This window comes from Aeromonas sp. R4-3, from assembly GCF_040908275.1.
Taxonomy (GTDB): Bacteria; Pseudomonadota; Gammaproteobacteria; order Enterobacterales; family Aeromonadaceae; genus Aeromonas; species Aeromonas rivipollensis.
Window position 1 is genome coordinate 39024 of sequence record NZ_JBFODK010000020.1, and the last position, 20116, is coordinate 59139.

Below are 20116 nucleotides of genomic sequence, written 5' to 3' on the forward strand. Positions count from 1 at the left end.
TCGGATGGGCATCAGGTGAGATAGTAACGCCACGACCTGCTCGGCTCTGCATAGCCGACCCGGATGCAGAAGGGCGCAAGCTCGTGATTGGCCTGCTCCAGGCTGAGGGTCTGGTGGGCATCCTGCTGACACCACTGCACGAACTCGTCGCTGTTGAAGCTGTAGTGATCCCCGTGAAAGGCCCCGTGGGCCTCGATAAGCCCTATGGCTTGCTCCGTTTCCATGTCTGGCCTCCTGGCACTGTGCTGTTCCCTTCAAGGTTAGCGAGCAGAGGCGACTTGCGGGGCCTAATCGGCCATATCCTTGACCTGTGGCAATAGGCAAAGAGGGAGGAAAGGGAGGGTTGCCAGCAGGACAGTGGCCGCCGATCTTCACGAACGTCTGATTACGCTGCGCTAATCAAACCTGCGGCCCGATGCCCTTCCAATGAAAAATTTAATCGTCTAAAAATTCACTATCTGGAATCACGGCCAAATTGGCCAGTTTGATAAAACTCGGCATTCGTGGGTCATAAAATTTATACACCCCCTTCGCTAGCCTCTTCAAAATCGTCTCTTTATCATCTGAGACAATTTTTTTCAAAAAATTATTAAACCAGCCTTGATTTTTTTCTTGTCCATATATTTTCATATAAGCATGTCGTAATTCAGACGCAGTGAACTCATCTTTATTTATCATGCTGGCAGAAATCAATATATTTACAAATTCTTTAGTGTTTGATGAGCGTACAACCTCATTATACTTTGTTCTCAGTGTACCTTCTGCATCACCCATAGCATCATCTGTAGCATCTTTTATATGGGGCACATCGATCTTTTTTCTATCATTAGTAATAGCGACCTCTGCTGATTTAAGCGCCAATAGATGCGTAAAATGCGCATAACCAGAGCTAATACTTCTAATCCGCGCGATAGCTTTTGGCGTAAACTCTAAACCTATTTTATCTGCTCCCGATAAAATTATTTCGTCAATCTCTGATGCGGACATTTTCGGTAATCTTGTTTCTTTTAAACATCGCTGAACTGATGGATGACCATGTGTTAATTCTGTAGCGGTTTCAGCGATACCTACTATTAAAAATTTTAACTGAGAACCTTCATCACTTAGTTGCTTTACTAATTCTGCTATCTTCCATTTTTCCTCCTCATCAATTACATCGATCTCATCAAGTAAGAAAATGACTGATAGACCTTTAATTTTCTCCGCAACCCAACTTGGTGATATCGCTCGTCCTTTAGCTCCATTAGATACTGTCTTATCTACAGTTTTACTTTGTATACCCGCAGAAGCACACGGAATTTTTACTGTGGCATTTCCGCCCTCCTCTTTTTGAAATTCTATTTTATCAACAAAGAGGTCACATCCGACTTTTTGTAAGAGTGATTCCACAATAGTTTCAAACTTATCGTGACTATCGCATCTCTTTTTTAGTAGTTCACGACTCATCATTCGAGAAAGCACATCACAAACAATATTAGCCAAAGAGCTTTTCCCAACACCTCGATCACCAAAAAGAACTGAGTGCTGCCCTGGTGTATTGAGTTGTTGGACTATATTACCAATTTCTTTTTTTCGACCAAAAAATAGACTGTTAGTTGTAATTGGTTGATAAGGCGTGTAAATGTTTCTCACCCCTGAGTCTATTATCTTCTGTTCCCCTGTAAAATCAAACATCCCAATCTCCCGAAAAACACTGTTAACATAACGTCAAATTCATTGGCATATTAATTTAAAAAGGCGCGAATATTTCACGCCCTTTTCCCTTACCCTTCCTGATTTTCCTCGGCGACCGGCTCTGCACCAGCGGCGGGTTCAATCTCGATGCGATCGACCCGCTGCAAACCACGGGGCAGCTTGGCGCCACGGCGGCCGCGCTCGCCACGGTAGTAGTCGAGATCAGAGGGTTTGAGGGTCAGCTTGCGCTTGCCGGCAAACAGGGTGACATATTGCCCCTGCGGTATGATGGCGGCCATCACCATAAACTCCTCCCGCGCCTTGACGCGAGCGGATGGGATGCTGATCAGCTTGTTGCCCTTGCCCTTGCCGAGCACCGGCAGGGTGCTGAGCGGGAACAGCAACATGCGCCCCTCGTTGGAGATGGCCATGCAGAGATCGGTCTCTGGCGAGCCAATCTTCTGGGGTGCCATCACCAGGCCCCCTTCCGGCACCGTCAGCAGCGCCTTGCCGTTCTTGTTCTTGCCAATCAGGTCGTCATATTTGCAGACGAAGCCGTAACCGGCGTCGCTGGCGATGAGATAAGGCTCGCCCTCATTGCCCATCACCAGATGGCGTACCTCTTCCCCCGCCCCCAGGGCAAAGCGGCCGGTGAGCGGCTCCCCCTGACTGCGGGCGGAAGGCAGGGTGTGCGCCTCCAGGGAATAGGTGCGGCCCAGGCTGGAGAGGAAGACTGCCTGCTGGTTGCTGCGCCCGCAGGCGTGGGCCAGATAGCCATCCCCCGCCTTGTAGGAGAGGCCGGCCACGTCTACGTCGTGGCCCTTGGCAGCCCGTACCCAGCCCTTGTCGGACAGAATGACGGTCACCGGCTCGCTCGGGGTCAGTTCCTTCTCGGTCAGGGCCACGGCTGTGGCGCGCTCCACCAGCGGGGTGCGGCGATCGTCGCCGTACTTCTCGGCATCCGCCAGCAGCTCTTTCTTGAGCAGGGTGTTGAGGCGACGCTCGGAGCCCAGGATCAGTTCGAGCTTGTCGCGCTCCTCGGCCAGCTCTTCTTGCTCGGCGCGCAGCTTGAACTCTTCGAGCTTGGCCAGATGGCGCAGTTTGAGCTCGAGGATGGCCTCGGCCTGGGTCTCGCTGATGTTGAAGCGCTCCACCATCACCTTGCCCGGCTCATCCTCGGTGCGGATGATCTCGATCACCTCGTCGATGTTGAGGTAGGCGACCAGCAAGCCTTCGAGGATGTGCAGGCGCGCCAGCACCTTGTCGAGACGATATTGCAGACGGCGACGCACGGTCTCGCGACGGAAGACGATCCACTCGGAGAGGATCATCTTGAGGGTCTTCACCTGGGGTCTGTTGTCCAGCCCCAGGATGTTGAGGTTGACGCGATAGTTCTTCTCCAGATCCGTGGTGGCGAACAGGTGGGCCATCAGCCCCTCCACGTCCACCCGGTTGGAGCGGGGGATGATCACCAGACGGGTCGGGTTCTCGTGATCCGACTCGTCCCTCAGGTCGGTGACCATGGGCAGCTTCTTGGCCACCATCTGGGCGGCGATCTGCTCCATGATCTTGGCGCCTGAGGCCTGATGGGGCAGCGCCGTGATGACGATGTCGCCATCCTCCTCGCTCCACACCGCCCGCTGCTTGATGGAGCCCTTGCCGGTCTCGTAGATTTTGCGGATGTCATCGCGCGGGGTGATGATCTCGGCATTGGTCGGGTAGTCCGGCCCCTGAATATGCGTCATCAGCACATCCAGCCCCGCATTGGGGTTGTCCAGCAGCTCGGCACAGGCAAGAGCCACTTCCCGCGCGTTGTGGGGCGGAATGTCGGTCGCCATCCCCACCGCTATGCCGGTCACCCCGTTGAGCAGTATGTGAGGCAGGCGGGCGGGCAGCACCACGGGTTCCTTCATGGTGCCGTCGAAGTTCGGCGTCCACTCCACGGTGCCCTGGCCGAGCTCGGAGAGCAGCAGCTCGGAGAAGCGCGACAGCCGCGCCTCGGTGTAACGCATGGCGGCGAAGGATTTGGGATCGTCCGGCGCACCCCAGTTGCCCTGACCGTCCACCAGCGGGTAGCGGTAGGAGAAGGGCTGGGCCATCAGCACCATGGCTTCATAACAGGCGCTGTCGCCGTGGGGATGGTACTTACCCAGCACGTCACCCACGGTACGGGCCGACTTCTTGTGCTTGGAGAGCGCGGAGAGCCCCAGCTCGCTCATGGCGTAGATGATGCGCCGCTGCACGGGCTTGAGGCCATCGCCGATATGGGGCAAAGCCCGATCCATGATGACGTACATGGAGTAGTTCAAGTAAGCCTGTTCGGTGAAGGCGCGCATGGGCTGGCGCTCGACCCCGTCCAGACTGAGCTCGATAGCATCACTCATAAGGTTGTTCTCTTGCTAGGGTGCGCCACTGGGCGGCGCACCTGAAAGTCGGGTCGGCTGATGACAGAGGCCATTGGCTTAGATGATCGCAAGGTTGCCCTTCTCCTCAAGCCACTCGCGGCGATCCGGGGCACGCTTCTTGGCCAGCAGCATGTCCATCAGCTGCAGGGTCTCGTCCCCCTCCTCCAGCTCGCCCATAGTGAGCTGCACCAGCCGGCGGGTGTTGGGATCCATGGTGGTTTCCCGCAGCTGTTTCGGGTTCATCTCACCCAGCCCCTTGAATCGGGTCACCATCACCTTGCCCTTCTTCTTCTCGGCCTCGACCCGTTGCAGCACGCCGTTCTTCTCGTCCTCGTCGAGGGCATAGAAGACCTCCTTGCCGATGTCGATCCGGTAGAGCGGCGGCATGGCCACATAGACGTGGCCCTTGTTGACCAGGGTTCTGAAATGCTTAACAAAGAGTGCGCAGAGCAGGGTGGCGATATGCAGACCGTCCGAGTCCGCATCCGCCAGTATGCACACCTTGCCGTAGCGCAGGCCGGAGAGATCCTCGGAATCGGGATCCAGGCCTATGGCCACAGAGATGTCGTGCACTTCCTGGGAGGCGAGCACCTGACCGGCCTCCACCTCCCAGGTGTTCAGGATCTTGCCGCGCAGGGGCATGATGGCCTGGAATTCACGGTCCCGCGCCTGCTTGGCACTGCCGCCCGCGGAGTCACCCTCCACCAGGAAGAGTTCCCCCTGCATGGGGTCGGCGCAGTTGCAGTCGGTGAGTTTGCCGGGCAGGGCCGGGCCTTGGGTTATCTTCTTGCGCACCACAGTCTTGGCGGCGCGCATCCGGCGCTGGGCGCTGCTGATGCAGATCTCGGCGATCTGCTCCGCCAGCTCGGTGTTGCTGTTCAGGTAGAGGCTGAAGGCATCCTTCACCACCCCGGACACGAAGGCCGAGCTCTGGCGGGACGACAGCCGCTCCTTGGTCTGACCGGCGAACTGGGGATCCTGCATCTTGACCGAGAGGATGTAGGCGCAGCGATCCCAGATGTCTTCCGGCGTGAGCTTGACCCCGCGCGGCAACAGGTTGCGGAACTCGCAGAACTCGCGCATGGCGTCGAGCAGGCCCTGACGCAGGCCATTGACGTGGGTGCCGCCGAGCGCCGTGGGGATCAGGTTCACATAGGATTCGGCGAGGCACTCGCCCCCCTCCGGCAACCAGCACAGGGCCCAGTCCACCGCAGACTGCTCGGTGCTGAAGGCGCCGACGAAGGGCTGCTCCGGCAGGCAGGTGAACTGTTTGACCGCATCAACGAGGTAATCCTTGAGGCCATCTTCGTAGCACCACTCCAGCTTGATGCCGGTGTTCTTGTCGAGGAACTTGATGGTGAGGCCGGGGCAGAGCACGGCCTTGGCCTTGAGCAGATGCTCGAGCTTGGAGACCGAGAAGCGCGGCGAGTCGAAATAGCGAGCCTCTGGCCAGAAGCGCACCCGGGTGCCTGTGTTGCGGCGCCCGCAGGTGCCTGTGATGGTGAGCTCCTGCACTTTCTCGCCACGTTCGAAGGCGATGTCATAGACCTGACCGTCGCGACGCACCGTCACCTCGACCCGATCGGAAAGGGCATTCACCACAGAGATGCCCACCCCGTGCAGACCGCCGGAGAACTGGTAGTTCTTGTTGGAGAACTTGCCCCCCGCGTGCAGCTTGCAGAGGATCAGCTCCACACCGGAAACGCCCTCTTCCGGGTGAATGTCGACCGGCATGCCACGGCCGTCATCGACAACCTCGAGGGACTGATCTTCATACAGGGTCACCTCCAGGGTGCGGGCATGGCCCGCCAGCGCCTCATCGACGCTGTTGTCGATGACCTCCTGGCCGAGGTGATTGGGCCTGGTGGTGTCTGTGTACATGCCGGGGCGGCGACGCACCGGTTCGAGGCCATTGAGGACCTCAATGGCATCCGCATTGTATTGAGTGGACATGGAGGGCCTTGCGAATTGACGTTTGGAGGGAATCTTACTCGCTGGGAGGGTCTTGGACAAATAGGGCGGTGGCAAAGGGTGATCCAGAGAGGCTATGGCCCCGCGGGATCAGGCGGGCGCCAGGGCCATGGGCTGCGCCTGCCACAAGGGCAAGAGGGAGCAGACGGTGCCAGGGCCATGGGCTGCACCTGCAACAAGGACGAGAGGGATCAGGCGGGCGCCAGGGCCGAAGGCTGCGCCTGCAACAAGGACGAGAGGGATCAGGCGGGCGCCAGGGCCATGGGTTGCGCCTGCAACAAGGACGAGAGGGATCAGGCGGGCGCCAGGGCCGAGGGCGGCGCCTGCAACAGGGGGGATAGGGAGCAATGGAGTCGCCACACCAGGCCCGCAAGCTCTCGGGCCGAGGGTTCGGGGTGATCGGCCAGGCCGAGGCTGATGCGATCCAGCTCGGCCAGGGTCTGATGGAGGGAGCCATGTTGCACCCCCTGCTCGGTGAGGATCCCCTCCAGACAGCGCACGCAGGCGTCCCGCACCAGATAGAGTGCCGGCTCCCTGCCCCGCCACTGGCGCAACTGCCAGACGATGTGGCTGCAGTTGAGCAGCACCACGCCCCAGCGCAGCACCCAGAGCCGGGCGCTCTGATCCTGCCCCTGACCGAGCTGGCTGATGCAGTGATAGATGAGGGATTCAAACTGGCTCTCGCTCTGCCGGGGCCTGGCGGCCAGCTGATCGATGAAGTGGCGACGCAGGGAGCGGATGAGGCGGCGGCTCTTGCGCCTGTCCGAGCTGGGCCTGAGGATCTGGAACGCCAGTCCCGCCACCATGACCCCCAGCACCTTGCCGATGCTGTCGTTGACGAAGGCTTGATAGTCGTAGCTCGGCGGGTTGGTGATGGCGAGGAAGGAGCCGAGCAGCACTATGAGCTGGCCCCAGAGCGCCGACGACGAGGGGCGCTGCAACTTGATCAGCTGCATGGTGATGAGCGCCGGGAACAGCAGGGCGCAGAACAGCCAGAAGTCGTCGATGCGGATCATCAGGCCGAACTTGACCGCGAAGCAGACCAGGCTCAGCAGCAGGATGGCCTGCAGCATGGTCTGGGTTCCCTTGGTCGGCGCCGGGGTGGCCGAATAGAGCACGCAGCAGATGGACAGCAGGGTCAGGGCCGAGGCGCCCGACTCCCACTGGGTGTTGATCCAGAAGGCGCAGCCCAGCAGCACGCAGAGGAAGGTGCGACCGCCGTTGTAGGCCGCCTCGACGCTGTCGTTGTAACGGGTGAGCGAGCTGTGGCGCGGCGGCGTGGGCCACTCCTGGCCGTCATAGGGCGCCAGCCGGCCGAGCCAGCGCTGGCACTCCAGATAGCTCCAGCAGAAATGGCGCAGGCGCAGCCAGAAGGTGCGGCGGCGAAAATCGCTGCCCGACTCGGCCACGAAGGGAGCCAGCAGGCGGGCGATGCGGTATTTGTCGCAATCGGGCTCGCCCAGCGCGCGGATCACCGAGGTCAGCAGGGGGGTCAGTCCGTCCGGCGGCTGCGGCCAGTGTTGCAGCATGCGGCGCACCCCGGAGATCAGGCTGACCATCCGCAGCTGGCGGTGCAGCAGGAAGTTGAGCAGCCGATTGTGGCGGCGCAGCCGGTGGTGACTCCACACCGCCTGAATGCGCAGCACGTTCATGGTGAGGATCTGGCCGATGATTCCCTCGTGGGCACCGCGCACATCGGCCCCCGCCTCCCCCAGCCAGAGCAACTGGGCGTGCTCCCGCAGCCGGGCCTGACTCTTGCCAAGGGACGCCAGCAGTGTCTCTCCATCCGAGAGGCTCGGCAGAATCATCATCATCAGACCGCCGCAGAGGATGCCCACTATCACCTCGCTCACCCTGGCCTGGGCGATGTCGAAGATGTGCTCTGTCTCGGTCACGTTGACGCAGGAGAAGGCGATGATGGCCGCAGTGTAGCCCGCCAGGGCAAAGGCGTAGGAGACGTTGTTCTGATAGTGGTTGGAGATGTAGGTGCAAAGGCCGAGCCAGAGCGCGATAAGGAAGCTGAACAGCCAGGGATCGCTGATGCCAAGACCGGTGATCATCACGGCCGCCATGGCGCCGATGAGGCTGCCCACTACCCGCCCCAGGCTCTTGCTGATGACGCCGCCGACGGTGGGAAAGCTTACCACGGCGGCCGAGGTCATGGCCCAGTAGGGGGCATCCAGTTGCAGCACGAAGGCCAGCCAGAGCGACAGGCACATGGCCAGGCTGTTGCGCAGGGCATAGCGCCACTGGCCCTCATTGGCCTGACCCCAGGGTGTCTGGCGCCAGCGTCCCCGGCCTGCCACCCTATTCCCCTATGGTGATGGTGCAGGTGGTGCCCGCGATCAGGGCAAGCTCGGGCGGCACATCCAGCAGACGGATCCGCACCGGCACCCGCTGGGCCAGCCGCACCCAGGGCACGTTAGGCTTGACGTCGAGCAGCAGCCCCTGGCTCCCCTCCAGGCTCTGATCGTGAATGGCGCGCCCTATGCTCTCCACCTCCCCCTTGAGCGCCTGCTCCCCGCTGTAGAGCACCATGCGCGCCGGCTTGCCCGGCGCTATGTGCCTGAGCTTGGTCTCTTCGAAATAGCCCTGCACGTAGAAGGAGTGGATATCGACCAAAGCCACCAGGGGCACCCCGGCGCTGGCGTAGTTGCCGACCCTGGCCTGCAGGTTGGTGATGTAACCGTCGCTGGCGGCGTGTACCTCGGTTCGCGCGAGCGACCATCTGGCCTGCTCCAGATTGGCCTGGGCCACCTGATAGGCCGCCTTCATCGCCTGGGCATTGAGCCTGGACTCGTCGACCGCCTCGGCGGAGATGACGGTGCGGGACAGTCCCTGGCGACGCCTGGCCTCGTGCTCCGCCTTGTCGAGATCCGATTTCGCCTTGGCCAGCGCCGCGTTGGCGTTGTCCAGGGCAATCCGGTAGGGCACGGGATCCAGGCTGAACAGGGTCTCCCCCTTCTTCACCAGCTGGTTGTCCTTGATCCAGATGCTGACTATCTTGCCCGACACCTCGGGGGTGATGCTGACCAGCTCGGCCCGCACTTTGCCATCCCGGGTCCAGGGGCCCTGCATGTAGTAGTTCCACAACCACCAGAGCGACACCAGCGCCAGGGCGCACACCAGCAGGGTGGAGAAGTATTTGAGGGTTGCCAGGGGAGATTTAGCCATGTAGCAGTATCCAGAGTGCGCCACTGACGGCGAGGATAAACAGGGAGAGATCCATCAGAAGAGGGTGCCAGACGTCCCCGCCGTAGAGCCAGTCTCTCAGCAGGTGGTGCACCGGCAACCAGCCGAGCAGGCCGAGCAGCACCGCCTTGAACAGGGGGGGAAAGTAGAGCGAGGCCCCCAGGATCAGATCCGGCAGCGCTGAAGCAGTCGTCACGGGCAGGCTCCCGGTTGGCAAGAGGAGGAGAATGGCCCGCCAGAGCGCAGGCTGACCAAGGTTAACACAGCCATTTCGGCGGCTACAGAAGCAGATGACACCATGCCGTCACCTCTGTCAGTCAAACAGGGTATGACGCCGTCCCTGCCGCACATGGTCGTGAAGGCAGCGCAGCTGGGACTCCACCACCCGGTGACGGGAGAGCGGAGGCAGGGCGTCGATGGGGAAATAGGCCGCGCCTAGGGTCTCGTCAGTCTCGGTGAGCAGCACTCCCCCCGTCACCTCGCACAGGAAGAAGGCCTTGTGGGCATGGGGCAGTTGCGGGGGATGGGGGTGTTTGAGCTTGTCGAACAGGGCCAGCAGTTGCACGGCGCGGCACTCAAGGCCCGTCTCTTCAACAACCTCGCGCACCACTGCGCCCGCTGGCGAGTCGCCTATGTCGCACCAGCCCCCAGGCAGAGTCCAGAGTCCGTCGCTGCGCTCCTGCACCAGCAGCAGCCGGCCCGCGTCATCCCGGATCAGCGCCCGCACATCCAGCTTGGGGGTGGGATAACCGCTGTCCAGAGCAATCCAGTGGGCGATGGCCTCGTGATCCAGCTCGCTCTGGCTGGCGATAAGCGTGGCAGCCGCGTTTCGCAGCGCCTCGAAGCGGGCGATATCGAAGGGATCTTGGGAGTAGGTGAGCCCGGCCTGGGCCGTGGCCAGCACCTGTTCCAGAAAGGCGGCCAACGGCGGTTGCACGGCTAGAGCCCGAGGAAGCGCACTATCTGGGCAGGATAGCGCTCGAAGCCGACGAAGGCGTGGTTGCCGCCGCACTCCAGGGAGAGGCGGGCAAACTCGTATTCCCTCAATGCCTTGCGATAGTCGAGCACCTCATCCTCCTGCTGTTGCAGGATCCAGAGCCGCTCGGGGGCGCTCACCGGCACCGCCAGCGCCCGCAGCTCGTCCATGTGGGTCGGCAGCAGCTCGTAGCGCTCGTCGGTATAGGGATTGACCTGGTGCCCCAGGTAGTCGCAGAGCAGTTCATGGGGGCGCACCGCCGGATTGATCAGCGCCGCGCGGCAGCCATGCAGCTCGCTCACCCGGGTCGCCATAAAGCCGCCGAGGGAGCTGCCCACGGCACCTAGCCTGAGGCGGCCATCATGGCGAGCCCTGGCCTCGGCAATGACGGCTTCGATGGCTTCCCAGGCCGCCGCCGGGGTATTGGGCTGGGTCGGGATAAGCACTTCGATGTCGGGCCTGTGCTCGGCCACCCAGGCAGCCATCTGCTGCGCCTTGGCCGAGCCGGGCGATGAGTTGAAACCGTGCAGATAGAGCAGAACCGGGGTCATGATGGCGGACTCCTCAATACCCGGTGGCGTTGGGGTCGGGCACGAACTGCCCCACCGGCAACCGCCACACCTGGCTGGAAATGCGGCCATCCGGATGCAGGGTGAGATAACGCCAGCCCGGGCCGGACTCGTCCAGGGCGAAACCGTCGGAGAGCGGCTTGAACTGGATGCAGGTGGAGGGGCTGGCGATCAGCCTCACCCCCTGGTGCACCTCGTCAAACTCCTGATGCACATGGCCGAACAAGATGGTCTTCTGCTGGGGATGGCGGGCCAGCACGGCGAAGAGATCATCGGCATTCTTGAGATTGTGCTGATCCAGCCAGGCGCAACCCACCGGTACCGCCTGATGGTGCAGGGCGATGAGGGCGTGGCGCTCGGGATGCTGACGCAAGGCGCTGTCCAGCGCCGCCAGCTGGTGATCCCCGAGCACCCCATGGGGTTTGCCGCGCACCTGGGTATCGAGCAGGATCACCTGCCAGTGGTCTCCCACCAGCTGCTTGGCTTCGCTGATCCCGGCGGCGTGGAGGTACTCCGTCATCAGGGGGCCGTCATCGTGGTTGCCGGGCAACCAGTAGATGGGGCGCGCCAGCGGGGCCATCATGGAGGCGAACCGCTGATAGGATTCCGGGCTGTGATCCTGGGACAGATCCCCGGTGGCGAGGATCAGATCGAACGGATGGGCGTTGGCCTGCACCTGCTCCAGCACGGCAGCCAGGCTCTCTGCGGTTCGCACGGCCAGCAGTCGTCCCTCTGCACTGGCGAAGAGATGGGTATCGGTAATCTGTAACAGGCGCACACTGCCGTCCGGCGCCTGAGGTAGCTCTGTTTCCAAAATCACGCTTCTTTTTTATGGGTTCGACTAGAGGATGTTGATCAGGCTGGTGCCATGTTTGAGACAAAATCTTAGCCAATCGGCCAAGAATAGATTTACCTGCTCTTTTTCATCCCTGTGGTGCATTTTTTTATTGGGATAATCATAACGTGGTTGCAACATTGAAATCTGTTGCGCCGCACACACTTCCGCCATCCGCACATCGTGATACAAACGAATCTCTATACGAGCCTGCAAGTAGCTCGGCAACTCGGGATTGTGCTGGGCCAGGATCACCTGACTGGTGAAGCGGCTCTCTTCGCTGACGGTGAGCTGGAACTGCAGGCCGTTGCCCACCTGATAACGGCGCACCGCCCCCACGCTACCGCCGGGGGGCAGCAGCTTCATCAAGGCCATGTAGTTGACCTCGCAGGTGCGCTGCAAGGACATCAGATCAGGCACATAACGTTTCATCGGGCTCTGGACTAATGGCATATCGCAACTCCATCAATCAGGATCCATGGACGATTGACCTCGCAGACAGGAGGCACATGGCGCCTGACGTGCACGAGCACCACCTCAGCGCCCCGCCAGCCAGCGGGCCTGCAGCTCGCCATGATTGAGGGCCAACCATTGCAGGGCGATGACGGAGGCGGCATTGTCGATGCGCCCCTCCTTGAGCCAGGCGTAGGCCTGCTCGCGGCTCACCACATGGACCCGGATGTCTTCACCCTCTTCCGCCAGACCGTGGATCCCCGCCGCCTGGCTGGCATCCACCTCCCCCACATAGACCTCGATACGCTCTGTGCTGCCACCCGGGCTCACCAGGTAGCTGATGGCATGCTCGCAGCGACCCACCTCGATGCCCGCCTCTTCCACCGCCTCGCGGCGCACCACGGCTTCTGCTGTCTCCCCTTCATCTATGATGCCGGCCACCAGCTCCAGCAGCCAGGGAGTGGGGCTGGTCTCGATGGCTCCGATGCGGAACTGCTCCACCAGCACTATCTGGTCGCGCACGGGATCATAAGGCAGCAGCGCGGCCGCATGGCCCCGCTCGAACAGCTCGCGGACTATGGGCTCATTCCAGCCACCGGCAAATAACCTGTGTTGCAGGCGATAGACGTTCACTTTGAAAAAGCCGTTGTATCCAGATGATTTATCGATGATTTTCACATCATCACCGGAATAGTGACTGGTTTGAGGCAAGGCTTGCTGTGACATACGAGACTCCTACCAGCTTGACTTGGCTTGGTTTGACCATAATATTCGGGGGCATGAATGAACATTCATTCACTCGCTCTCGCCGACGATGAGGGATGGATTTTAGCAGCCACAGGACATTTGGCTAGGCGCGTGGCCGAGAAAACTCGCCCTGACTCTTGACGTTTCTGTCGCTGGAAAAGAGACAGTTCGCAATGAAATCTGCTTGTAGTAGAGTGGTTAAGCTGAAATCAAGCTTGGTCGGTGACAATCCCCTCCTTCATCCAGCGGACAGCTTTGGGTTGATAAATAAGGTTAAAACTATCATATGAAAAGAACACTCTTGTCAGTCATGGTGATGCTGGGTGTGAGCAGTGCCGCTCATGCCGAAAACCTGCTCGAAATCTACCAGCAAGCCCAGATCAAGGATACCCAGCTGCTGGAATCCAAGGCCAAGCGGGACCAAGCCTTCGAGAAGATCAACGAATCCCGCGCCGCTCTCTTGCCACAGATCAATCTGGGCGCCGGCCTGAACTACCTGCAGAACAAGGACGATACCCAGACCAACAGCGGTGCCAGCGGCAGCGTCACCCTGGATCAGTCCGTCTATCGTCGCAGCAACTGGGTCAACCTGGACCTGACCGAGAAGAGCGCCACCCAGTCCGACGTGGCCTACAACCTCGAGTACCAGAACCTGATGCTGCGTACCGCTCAGGCCTATTTCGACGTGCTCAAGGCGATGGATACCCTGGAGTTCGTCCGTGCCAACAAGACCGCGGTAGAGCGTCAGCTGGAACAGACCCAGCAGCGCTTCGAAGTGGGCCTGACCGCCATCACGGACGTGCATGAGGCCGAGGCCGAGCGCGATCAGGCGCTGGCAGACGAGATCAATGCCGAGAACACCCTGGACAACAGCTACGAGAGCCTGCGCGAGCTGACCGGCATCGATCATCGCCAGCTGGACGTGCTCAACACCGAGCGTTTCGCCCCGCAGAAGACCCCGTTCAACTCCGACAAGTGGCTGGAGCTGGCCCTGGACAAGAACCTTGAGCTGCACAGCGCCCGCATCGGCAAGGACATCGCCAAGGAGCAGATCGATCTGGCCAAGACGGGCCATGAGCCGACCCTGGATCTGGGCGCCGGCCTCACCGCCGGTTACAACGACTACAAGGACGAGATCCGCAACCCCGAGAGCAACAGCAATCAGGGCAACATCGGTCTGAACTTCAACCTGCCGCTCTACACCGGGGGCGCCACCACCTCCCAGGTCAAGCAGGCCCAGTTCAACTACGTGGCCGCCAGCGAGCAGCTGGAGCGCAGCTTCCGCTCGGTACAGAGCACAGTGCGTTCTTCCTATAACAACGTGAACGCCAGCATCGGCTCGGTGCGCGCCTACAGCCAGTCCGTCATCTCCGCCGACAGCGCCCTGAAGGCGACCGAGGCCGGTTATGAAGTGGGTACCCGGACCATAGTCGACGTGCTGGACTCCACCCGCAAGCTCTACCAGGCCAAGCAGAAACTCTCCGAGGCCCGTTACAACTACATCCTCAGCATCCTCTCCCTCAAGCAGGCCGCCGGCATACTGGAGCAGAAGGATCTGGAAGACGTGAACCAGGGCCTGATGCCCGCCGCCCAGGTCACCAAGAAGTCCTGAGCCGGATTCACGGCATGAAAAAAGGCGACCTTATGGTCGCCTTTTTGCTGCCTGCTTGCCGCTCGCCAGAGGCGAGTGGTCAGGCACATCCGGCCGAGGCCGGAGGTGCTCAGCCGCGTTCGCGTATGGTCTTGATGATCTCGCTGGTGGAGCAGCCGTCCTCGAAGTTAAGCACCCGCACCTCGCCACCGTTGGCGGTCACTTCGGCATAGCCGGCGATCTCTTCGGGCTTGTAGTCGCCCCCCTTGACCAAGAGGTCTGGCAGGATCTCGGCGATCAGTCGCTGGGGCGTGTCCTCACCGAAGGGCACCACCCAATCCACGGCACCCAGGGCCGCCAGCACCGTCATGCGGCGCTCTGTGGGGTTGACCGGACGGCCCGGCCCCTTGAGGCGGCGCACGGACTCATCGGTGTTGACCGCGACTATCAGGCGATCCCCCAGCTTGCCCGCATTGGCCAGGTAGGAGACGTGGCCAGCATGCAGGATATCGAAGCAGCCGTTGGTCATCACCACCTTCTCGCCGCGCAGGCGGGCGGCCTGTACGGCAACCTTGAGCTGGGCCTCGGACATGACGCCAAAGCCGGTCTCCTGCTCGGTGTAGAGGGCGTTGGCCAGCTCCACCGGGCTCACTGTGGAGGTACCCAGCTTGCCCACCACTATGCCGGCGGCTGTGTTGGCCAGGGCACAGGCCTCGTCCAGGCTCATACCGGCGGCAAGCGATGTCGCCAGGGTGGAGATGACGGTATCGCCGGCACCGGTGACGTCATAGACTTCGTGAGCCTGGGCCGGCAGGTGCAGCTCGGGCTGCCCTTCGCGGATCAGGGTCATGCCGTTCTCGGAACGGGTCACCAGCAGGGCGTCCAGCTCGAAGCGCTTGACCAGCTCCAGCCCCTTGGCGACCAGCTCCTCTTCGCTCTTCACCTTGCCCACCACGGCCTCGAACTCGGACATGTTGGGGGTCAGCAGGGTGGCGCCGCGATACTTCTCGAAATCCGTCCCCTTGGGATCCACCAGCACAGGGATGCCGGCGGCACGGGCGCGGGCAATCATGCCAGGCACGTCGTTCAAGGCGCCCTTGCCGTAGTCGGAGAGGATCATCACGTCGGCCCCTGGCAGCGCCTGCTCAACCTTGCCCATCAACAGGCTGGCGTCCACGTCGTGGAAGGCCTCTTCGAAATCGAGGCGCAGTAGTTGCTGGTTGCGGGACAGCACCCGCAGCTTGGTGATGGTCGGGTAGTCGGTCAGACGAACGAAATCACAGGCGACCTTGACCCCTGCCATCTGGCCGGCCAGGGCATCGGCGGCCTCATCCTGACCGGTCAGCCCCAGCAACACGGCCTGGGCACCCAGGGCGGCGGAGTTCAGGGCCACGTTGGCGGCGCCACCCGGGCGCTCTTCGATGTGCTCGACCTTGACCACGGGCACCGGCGCCTCGGGGGAGATGCGGCCGGTGGGGCCATGCCAATAGCGATCCAACATGACATCGCCAACGACCAGAACGCGGGCTTTCTCAAACTCGGGCAGGGTGATTTTCATCTGTATCGGCTCTCAAACCTGAAAATTTCAGCGGCCGATTTTATCACACTCTTTTCCGGGACGTGAAAAAAGCACAGCCATGCCCGCCACGGCGCCCCCGTCTGACCCCTCTGACCAGGTGATGGCGATTCGCACCCACCCCCATTTTTCGGATAGAATCCCCAGATTGCGAGTGACAGCCTATCCAGGGGCTCCGATCCCCCCGTGTCGGCTGGGCTCCCTCCCTTGCCTTTGTGAACAAGAGACTCTTCATGGCCAACGAACATGCCCCCCGCCTCGAACCCCGTCTGTTCCATCCCCGTTACTGGGGCAGCTGGTTCGGTCTGTGCCTGCTCTGGCTGCTGGTACTGCTGCCCTGGCGCAGCCAGATGTGGCTGGGTCGCCAGCTCGGCACCCTGGCCCGCAAGGTATTGAAATCCCGCGTCAAGATTGCCCGTCGCAACCTGGAGCTGGCGATGCCCGAGCTCAGTCGGGATCAGCGGGAAACCCTGCTCAAACAGAACTTCGAGAGCGTGGGTTGCGCCATCTTCGAGGTGGGCATGGCCTGGTTCTGGCCAGACTGGCGGATGCGCCGCCTGATGAAGGTGGAAGGGGAAGAGCATGTCATCGACGCCATCGAAAAGGGTCAGGGCATGCTGCTACTCTCCTGCCACTTCCTGACGCTGGAGCTCAACGCCCGTTGCTTCGGCCTGGTGCGGCCCGGGGTCGGCGTCTATCGTCCCAACACCAATCCGGTGCTGGAGTACGCCCAGTATCACGGTCGCTGCGCCTCCAACAAGTACCTGGTGGATCGCATGGATGTGAAGGGGATGATCAAGGCGCTGCGCAACGGCGACGCCCTCTGGTATGCGCCTGATCACGACTACGGCAGCCACGCCAGCGTCTTCGTGCCCTACTTCGCGGTGGAGCAGGCGGCCACCATCACGGGCACCGCCACCCTGGCCAGGGTCAAGAACACAGTCACCCTGCCCTGCTACAACATCCGTACCCAGGAGGGCTACACCCTGTACATAGGGGCGCCGCTGGAAGGCTACCCGAGCGGCGACGACCTGGTCGATGCCGCCCGCGCCAACCGCGAGATTGAGGCCGCCGTGCGCAAGGCCCCGGAGCAGTACATGTGGCTGCATCGCCGCTTCAAGACCCGTCCCAACCCGGACGACGCGGGTTTCTACTAAGGCCCCTTCCCAATGAAAAAGCCCTCGCATGCGAGGGCTTTTTTACGGGTCTGCGACCGCGCCTGAATTACTGGCGGATCAGGCGGTAGATGGCGTAGCCGGGATGCTTGGCGTCGTCCATCGGCAGGGTGGACTTGTACTCAAGATCCGCACCGGCCAGGGCCTTGGCCTCATCGCTCGGCGAGGAGTAGAGCCGCACGTCAACCCCCACTGGCAGCGCCTTCATGTGCCAGTTGTTGTTGGCCGCCGGGCTGAAGCCCGCCGGATTGGCAGCAGACTGGGACTTGAGGTACTGGGCGATGATCTCCCGCGTCTCGAAGGGATCTTCATGGACTATGTTGCTGCCATCTATGCCCGGGAAGTGACCGCCGCCGCTGGCGCGATAGTTGTTGGTCACCACGTAGAACTTCTGTGCCGGATCCACCGGCTGGCCGTTGAAGGTGAGGCCGCTGATGCGCTGACCGTCGCTCACCTTGAGCCCCTCCTTGCTGTAACGGGCTGGCTGGGTGATGTCCACCTCGTAGCTCACACCGTCGATCACGTCGAAGTTGTAGGTGGGGAAGCTTTCGTTCACCAGCCACTGCACCTCTGTCTTGCCGGTGTCTATCTGGTTGAACTGGCCGGCGCTCATCTCCAGCCACTCCTTGACGGTGGCCCCGTTCACCTCGACCACCTGCAGGGTGTTCGGATAGATGTAGAGATCGGAGACGTTGCGCAAGGAGATGTCCCCCTGGGCCACATAGGTGAAGTCATTGATGCCGTTGCGCCCGCCGCGGAAGGGGGCCGCCACCGACAGGATCGGGTAGGGCTCCTTGAGCAGACCGTCTCGTTGCAGCTGCTCGGCGTGCTGACGCTGGGCATCGCTCACCAGTTGCACCGAAGGGTCGTCCTGCACCAGGGCGAAGAAGCTGTGAATGGGAGAGGTGATCTTGCCCAGCGGCTCGTCCAGCCACTGGTTGGTGGCGTCATGATCCGCCTGCACCAGATCCACCACCCGCTGATCCACGGCGCTGCCTTCGCTTGAATCTATTTTGCGCAGGCTGGCCTGGCTCTGCTTCACCTGCCACTTGCCATCCACCTGCTCCAGCTTGAGGTCTATGATGCCGAGGTGGTTGCCCCAGTAGCCGGGCATCACGGTCGGAATGCCACTCAGAGTGCCGGCCTTGTTGTCCACCTCGGGCAGGTCCGGGAAGTCACCGGGGAAGTTCTTGTGGGCGTGACCCAGCATCAGGGCATCTATCCCCTTCACCTTGGCCAGGTGCCAGGCGGAGTTCTCCATCATGGCCTCGTAGCTGTTGGCATTGATGCCGGTGTGGGCCACCACCACCACCAGATCGGCACCCTTGGCGCGCAGCTCGGGCACATAGTGGTTGGCGGTCTCGACCATGTCGGCCACCACCACCTTGCCTTCCAGATGGCGCTTGTCCCACTGCAGCACCTGGGGCGGCGTCAGGCCCAGGATGCCGACCCTGACGGTCTGTGACTGGCCCTTGTCATCGGTCACCTGGCGCTCCAGCAGCAGATAAGGGGTGAACTTGTTGCCGCTCCAGTCAATCTGTCCCTTGGCGTCGCGCTTGAAGGCGCCCGCCTCGAACACGTTGGCGTTCACATAGGGAAACTCGGCCCCCGCCAGCACCTTGCCGAGGTAATCCAGGCCGTAGTTGAACTCGTGGTTGCCGAGGTTGCCCGCGTCATACCCCAGCTCGTTCATCGCCTTGAACACAGGGTGGGCCTGCTTCTCGAGGTAACCGGCACCGGACTGCTCGAAGATATAGTCCGCCAGCGGCGTGCCCTGGATCAGGTCACCGTTGTCGAGCAGCAGGTTGTTGGGGTTTTCGGCGCGGGCAGCGCGGATCAGCAGGGCGGTGCGGGAGAGGCCGAACTTGCGGTCTTCCTTGTTCTGGTAGTAGTCATACCCCAGCACGTTGGAGTGGATGTCGGAGGTCTGGATCAGGCGCAGGGAGACTGTCCCCGGCTGCGCCTTGCTGTCATTTTCATTGCTGCAGGCGGTCAGCAGCACGATGGCGGCGATTGCCCCCAGCTTCATGGAGTTATTCACTGTCTTTTCCCTTTTATTATGAGTAACGCTTTACCAGCGCCGGGAATTTAACAGACGAATATGTCAGCAGATGACACCGAGACTCATTTTTATGAAGCCCGGCACAAAAATAGCCTTATGAGGCCAGCAGAGCCCCGCTGGCCAGCTTGACTGCCAGCACCAGCATTATGATACCGACAACCATATCAATGACTTGCTGCACCCTGCTCCGGGCAAGCCAGGGAGAAAGCGCCGCCGCCCCGAAGGCCAGCCCATAGAACCACACCAGAGAAGCCAGCATGGCACCTGCGGCGAAGGCGGGCCGCAGATCCTCGGCAAACTGGCTGCCGAAGGAGCCGAGCAGCATCAGGGTATCCAGATAGACGTGGGGGTTGAGCAGGGTCACCCCCAGCGTCATGGCCAGCACGCTCTTGACCCCCATCAGCTGGGGAGAGTCCGCCAGGGCCGCCCCCTGCCCGCGCCAGGCACTGCGCAAGGAGCGCACCCCGAACCAGCCGAGGAACAGCACGCCGCCCCAGGTCAGCAGCGCCAGGCCGATGGGGCTGGCCGCCAGCAGGTTGGCACCGCCAAACACCCCTATGCCGATCAGCACGAGATCGCACAGACAGCAGAGGGTCGCCGTCAGCAGATGGTGGTTGCGGTGAATGCCCCGGCTCAGCACGAAGGCATTCTGGGCACCTATGGGGATGATCATGGCAAGGCCGAGGGTAAAGCCCTGCAGTGTGGTCGCAAACATGGACAAACCTTTGTGTGGGAGATCTGGGGGCACTATAAGGGGAGGCGTGGAATCAGAGAAATTCATTCATTTTCTGATGCATTCAAAAAACTGATAAGGCGGGGCGAAAAACGACATCTGGCAGGCTGTCAATTGCAGGATCTGACAATTGTGGCCCCGGAGGCCCGCCCCGAGA

General features: G+C 61.3%; 17 protein-coding genes. 2 read left to right on the forward strand and 15 right to left on the reverse strand.

Annotated elements, in window-relative coordinates; genetic code table 11:
* Positions 1-11 precede the first annotated feature (11 nt).
* From AB5Y91_RS03875 to nudF, 12 genes are all read right to left on the reverse strand, one after another.
* A complete protein-coding gene (locus tag AB5Y91_RS03875; RefSeq protein ID WP_168236341.1) occupies positions 12-224 on the reverse strand; it encodes a hypothetical protein in 213 nt (70 codons plus the stop codon).
* 211 nt (positions 225-435) lie between these two features.
* Entirely contained in the window at positions 436-1674 is a 1239-nt protein-coding gene (locus AB5Y91_RS03880; protein ID WP_168236340.1) for an ATP-binding protein, read from the reverse strand.
* Between the two features lie 89 nt (positions 1675-1763).
* A complete protein-coding gene (gene parC / locus AB5Y91_RS03885) occupies positions 1764-4058 on the reverse strand; it encodes a DNA topoisomerase IV subunit A (RefSeq protein WP_368169117.1) in 2295 nt (764 codons plus the stop codon).
* A 78-nt stretch (positions 4059-4136) separates the two neighbouring features.
* Positions 4137-6032 carry a DNA topoisomerase IV subunit B gene (gene parE / locus AB5Y91_RS03890; protein ID WP_111913471.1) on the reverse strand — a complete coding sequence of 632 codons (1896 nt, stop codon included), beginning with the start codon at positions 6030-6032 and terminating at the stop codon, positions 4137-4139.
* Between the two features lie 311 nt (positions 6033-6343).
* Positions 6344-8356: an FUSC family protein gene (locus tag AB5Y91_RS03895; protein ID WP_368169118.1), complete on the reverse strand. Its 2013-nt coding sequence runs from the start codon at positions 8354-8356 to the stop codon at positions 6344-6346.
* A gap of 1 nt (position 8357) precedes the next feature.
* Complete coding sequence (locus tag AB5Y91_RS03900; protein ID WP_163135731.1) at positions 8358-9224, reverse strand: HlyD family secretion protein; 867 nt, start codon at positions 9222-9224, stop codon at positions 8358-8360.
* Positions 9217-9459 carry a DUF1656 domain-containing protein gene (locus AB5Y91_RS03905; RefSeq protein ID WP_106885084.1) on the reverse strand — a complete coding sequence of 81 codons (243 nt, stop codon included), beginning with the start codon at positions 9457-9459 and terminating at the stop codon, positions 9217-9219. The genes AB5Y91_RS03900 and AB5Y91_RS03905 overlap by 8 nt, the downstream gene beginning before the upstream one ends.
* Before the next feature lie 96 nt (positions 9460-9555).
* Positions 9556-10179 carry an NUDIX hydrolase gene (locus tag AB5Y91_RS03910; RefSeq protein ID WP_368169119.1) on the reverse strand — a complete coding sequence of 208 codons (624 nt, stop codon included), beginning with the start codon at positions 10177-10179 and terminating at the stop codon, positions 9556-9558.
* Positions 10180-10181: 2 nt separating this feature from the next.
* Entirely contained in the window at positions 10182-10769 is a 588-nt protein-coding gene (locus tag AB5Y91_RS03915) for a YqiA/YcfP family alpha/beta fold hydrolase (protein ID WP_368169120.1), read from the reverse strand.
* Between the two features lie 13 nt (positions 10770-10782).
* Complete coding sequence (gene cpdA, locus AB5Y91_RS03920; protein ID WP_368169121.1) at positions 10783-11601, reverse strand: 3',5'-cyclic-AMP phosphodiesterase; 819 nt, start codon at positions 11599-11601, stop codon at positions 10783-10785.
* A gap of 27 nt (positions 11602-11628) precedes the next feature.
* Complete coding sequence (locus AB5Y91_RS03925) at positions 11629-12075, reverse strand: DUF1249 domain-containing protein (protein ID WP_368169122.1); 447 nt, start codon at positions 12073-12075, stop codon at positions 11629-11631.
* An 84-nt stretch (positions 12076-12159) separates the two neighbouring features.
* Positions 12160-12801, reverse strand: coding sequence for an ADP-ribose diphosphatase (nudF, locus tag AB5Y91_RS03930; RefSeq protein ID WP_025325572.1), 642 nt, complete (start codon positions 12799-12801; stop codon positions 12160-12162).
* Positions 12802-13108: 307 nt separating this feature from the next.
* Between nudF and tolC the strand changes: the two genes are divergently transcribed.
* Positions 13109-14434, forward strand: coding sequence for an outer membrane channel protein TolC (gene tolC, locus AB5Y91_RS03935; RefSeq protein WP_106885089.1), 1326 nt, complete (start codon positions 13109-13111; stop codon positions 14432-14434).
* Positions 14435-14543: 109 nt separating this feature from the next.
* Here tolC and hldE read toward each other — a convergent pair whose 3' ends face one another.
* On the reverse strand, positions 14544-15971 hold the full coding sequence (gene hldE, locus AB5Y91_RS03940) for a bifunctional D-glycero-beta-D-manno-heptose-7-phosphate kinase/D-glycero-beta-D-manno-heptose 1-phosphate adenylyltransferase HldE (protein WP_106885090.1): 1428 nt from the start codon (positions 15969-15971) through the stop codon (positions 14544-14546).
* 251 nt (positions 15972-16222) lie between these two features.
* Between hldE and lpxL the strand changes: the two genes are divergently transcribed.
* The gene (lpxL, locus tag AB5Y91_RS03945; protein WP_290029442.1) at positions 16223-17146 is read left to right on the forward strand and encodes an LpxL/LpxP family Kdo(2)-lipid IV(A) lauroyl/palmitoleoyl acyltransferase; all 924 of its coding nucleotides are present in this window, start codon (positions 16223-16225) and stop codon (positions 17144-17146) included.
* A 67-nt stretch (positions 17147-17213) separates the two neighbouring features.
* Here the strand turns inward: lpxL and AB5Y91_RS03950 are convergent, their stop codons facing one another.
* Positions 17214-19193, reverse strand: a complete 1980-nt coding sequence (locus tag AB5Y91_RS03950; protein ID WP_368169186.1) for a bifunctional 2',3'-cyclic-nucleotide 2'-phosphodiesterase/3'-nucleotidase — start codon at positions 19191-19193, stop codon at positions 17214-17216.
* 127 nt (positions 19194-19320) lie between these two features.
* Complete coding sequence (lysE, locus tag AB5Y91_RS03955; RefSeq protein ID WP_106885093.1) at positions 19321-19941, reverse strand: L-lysine exporter; 621 nt, start codon at positions 19939-19941, stop codon at positions 19321-19323.
* Positions 19942-20116 lie beyond the last annotated feature (175 nt).

What these genes read in the sequence shown, in the direction of transcription:
- AB5Y91_RS03875 (WP_168236341.1), bottom strand. Translation starts at nt 224, where the DNA reads ATGGAAACGGAGCAAGCCATAGGGCTTATCGAGGCCCACGGGGCCTTT.
- AB5Y91_RS03880 (WP_168236340.1), bottom strand. Translation starts at nt 1,674, where the DNA reads ATGTTTGATTTTACAGGGGAACAGAAGATAATAGACTCAGGGGTGAGA.
- parC (WP_368169117.1), bottom strand. Translation starts at nt 4,058, where the DNA reads ATGAGTGATGCTATCGAGCTCAGTCTGGACGGGGTCGAGCGCCAGCCC.
- parE (WP_111913471.1), bottom strand. Translation starts at nt 6,032, where the DNA reads ATGTCCACTCAATACAATGCGGATGCCATTGAGGTCCTCAATGGCCTC.
- AB5Y91_RS03900 (WP_163135731.1), bottom strand. Translation starts at nt 9,224, where the DNA reads ATGGCTAAATCTCCCCTGGCAACCCTCAAATACTTCTCCACCCTGCTG.
- AB5Y91_RS03915 (WP_368169120.1), bottom strand. Translation starts at nt 10,769, where the DNA reads ATGACCCCGGTTCTGCTCTATCTGCACGGTTTCAACTCATCGCCCGGC.
- AB5Y91_RS03925 (WP_368169122.1), bottom strand. Translation starts at nt 12,075, where the DNA reads ATGCCATTAGTCCAGAGCCCGATGAAACGTTATGTGCCTGATCTGATG.
- nudF (WP_025325572.1), bottom strand. Translation starts at nt 12,801, where the DNA reads ATGTCACAGCAAGCCTTGCCTCAAACCAGTCACTATTCCGGTGATGAT.
- tolC (WP_106885089.1), top strand. Translation starts at nt 13,109, where the DNA reads ATGAAAAGAACACTCTTGTCAGTCATGGTGATGCTGGGTGTGAGCAGT.
- hldE (WP_106885090.1), bottom strand. Translation starts at nt 15,971, where the DNA reads ATGAAAATCACCCTGCCCGAGTTTGAGAAAGCCCGCGTTCTGGTCGTT.
- lpxL (WP_290029442.1), top strand. Translation starts at nt 16,223, where the DNA reads ATGGCCAACGAACATGCCCCCCGCCTCGAACCCCGTCTGTTCCATCCC.
- AB5Y91_RS03950 (WP_368169186.1), bottom strand. Translation starts at nt 19,193, where the DNA reads ATGAAGCTGGGGGCAATCGCCGCCATCGTGCTGCTGACCGCCTGCAGC.
- lysE (WP_106885093.1), bottom strand. Translation starts at nt 19,941, where the DNA reads ATGTTTGCGACCACACTGCAGGGCTTTACCCTCGGCCTTGCCATGATC.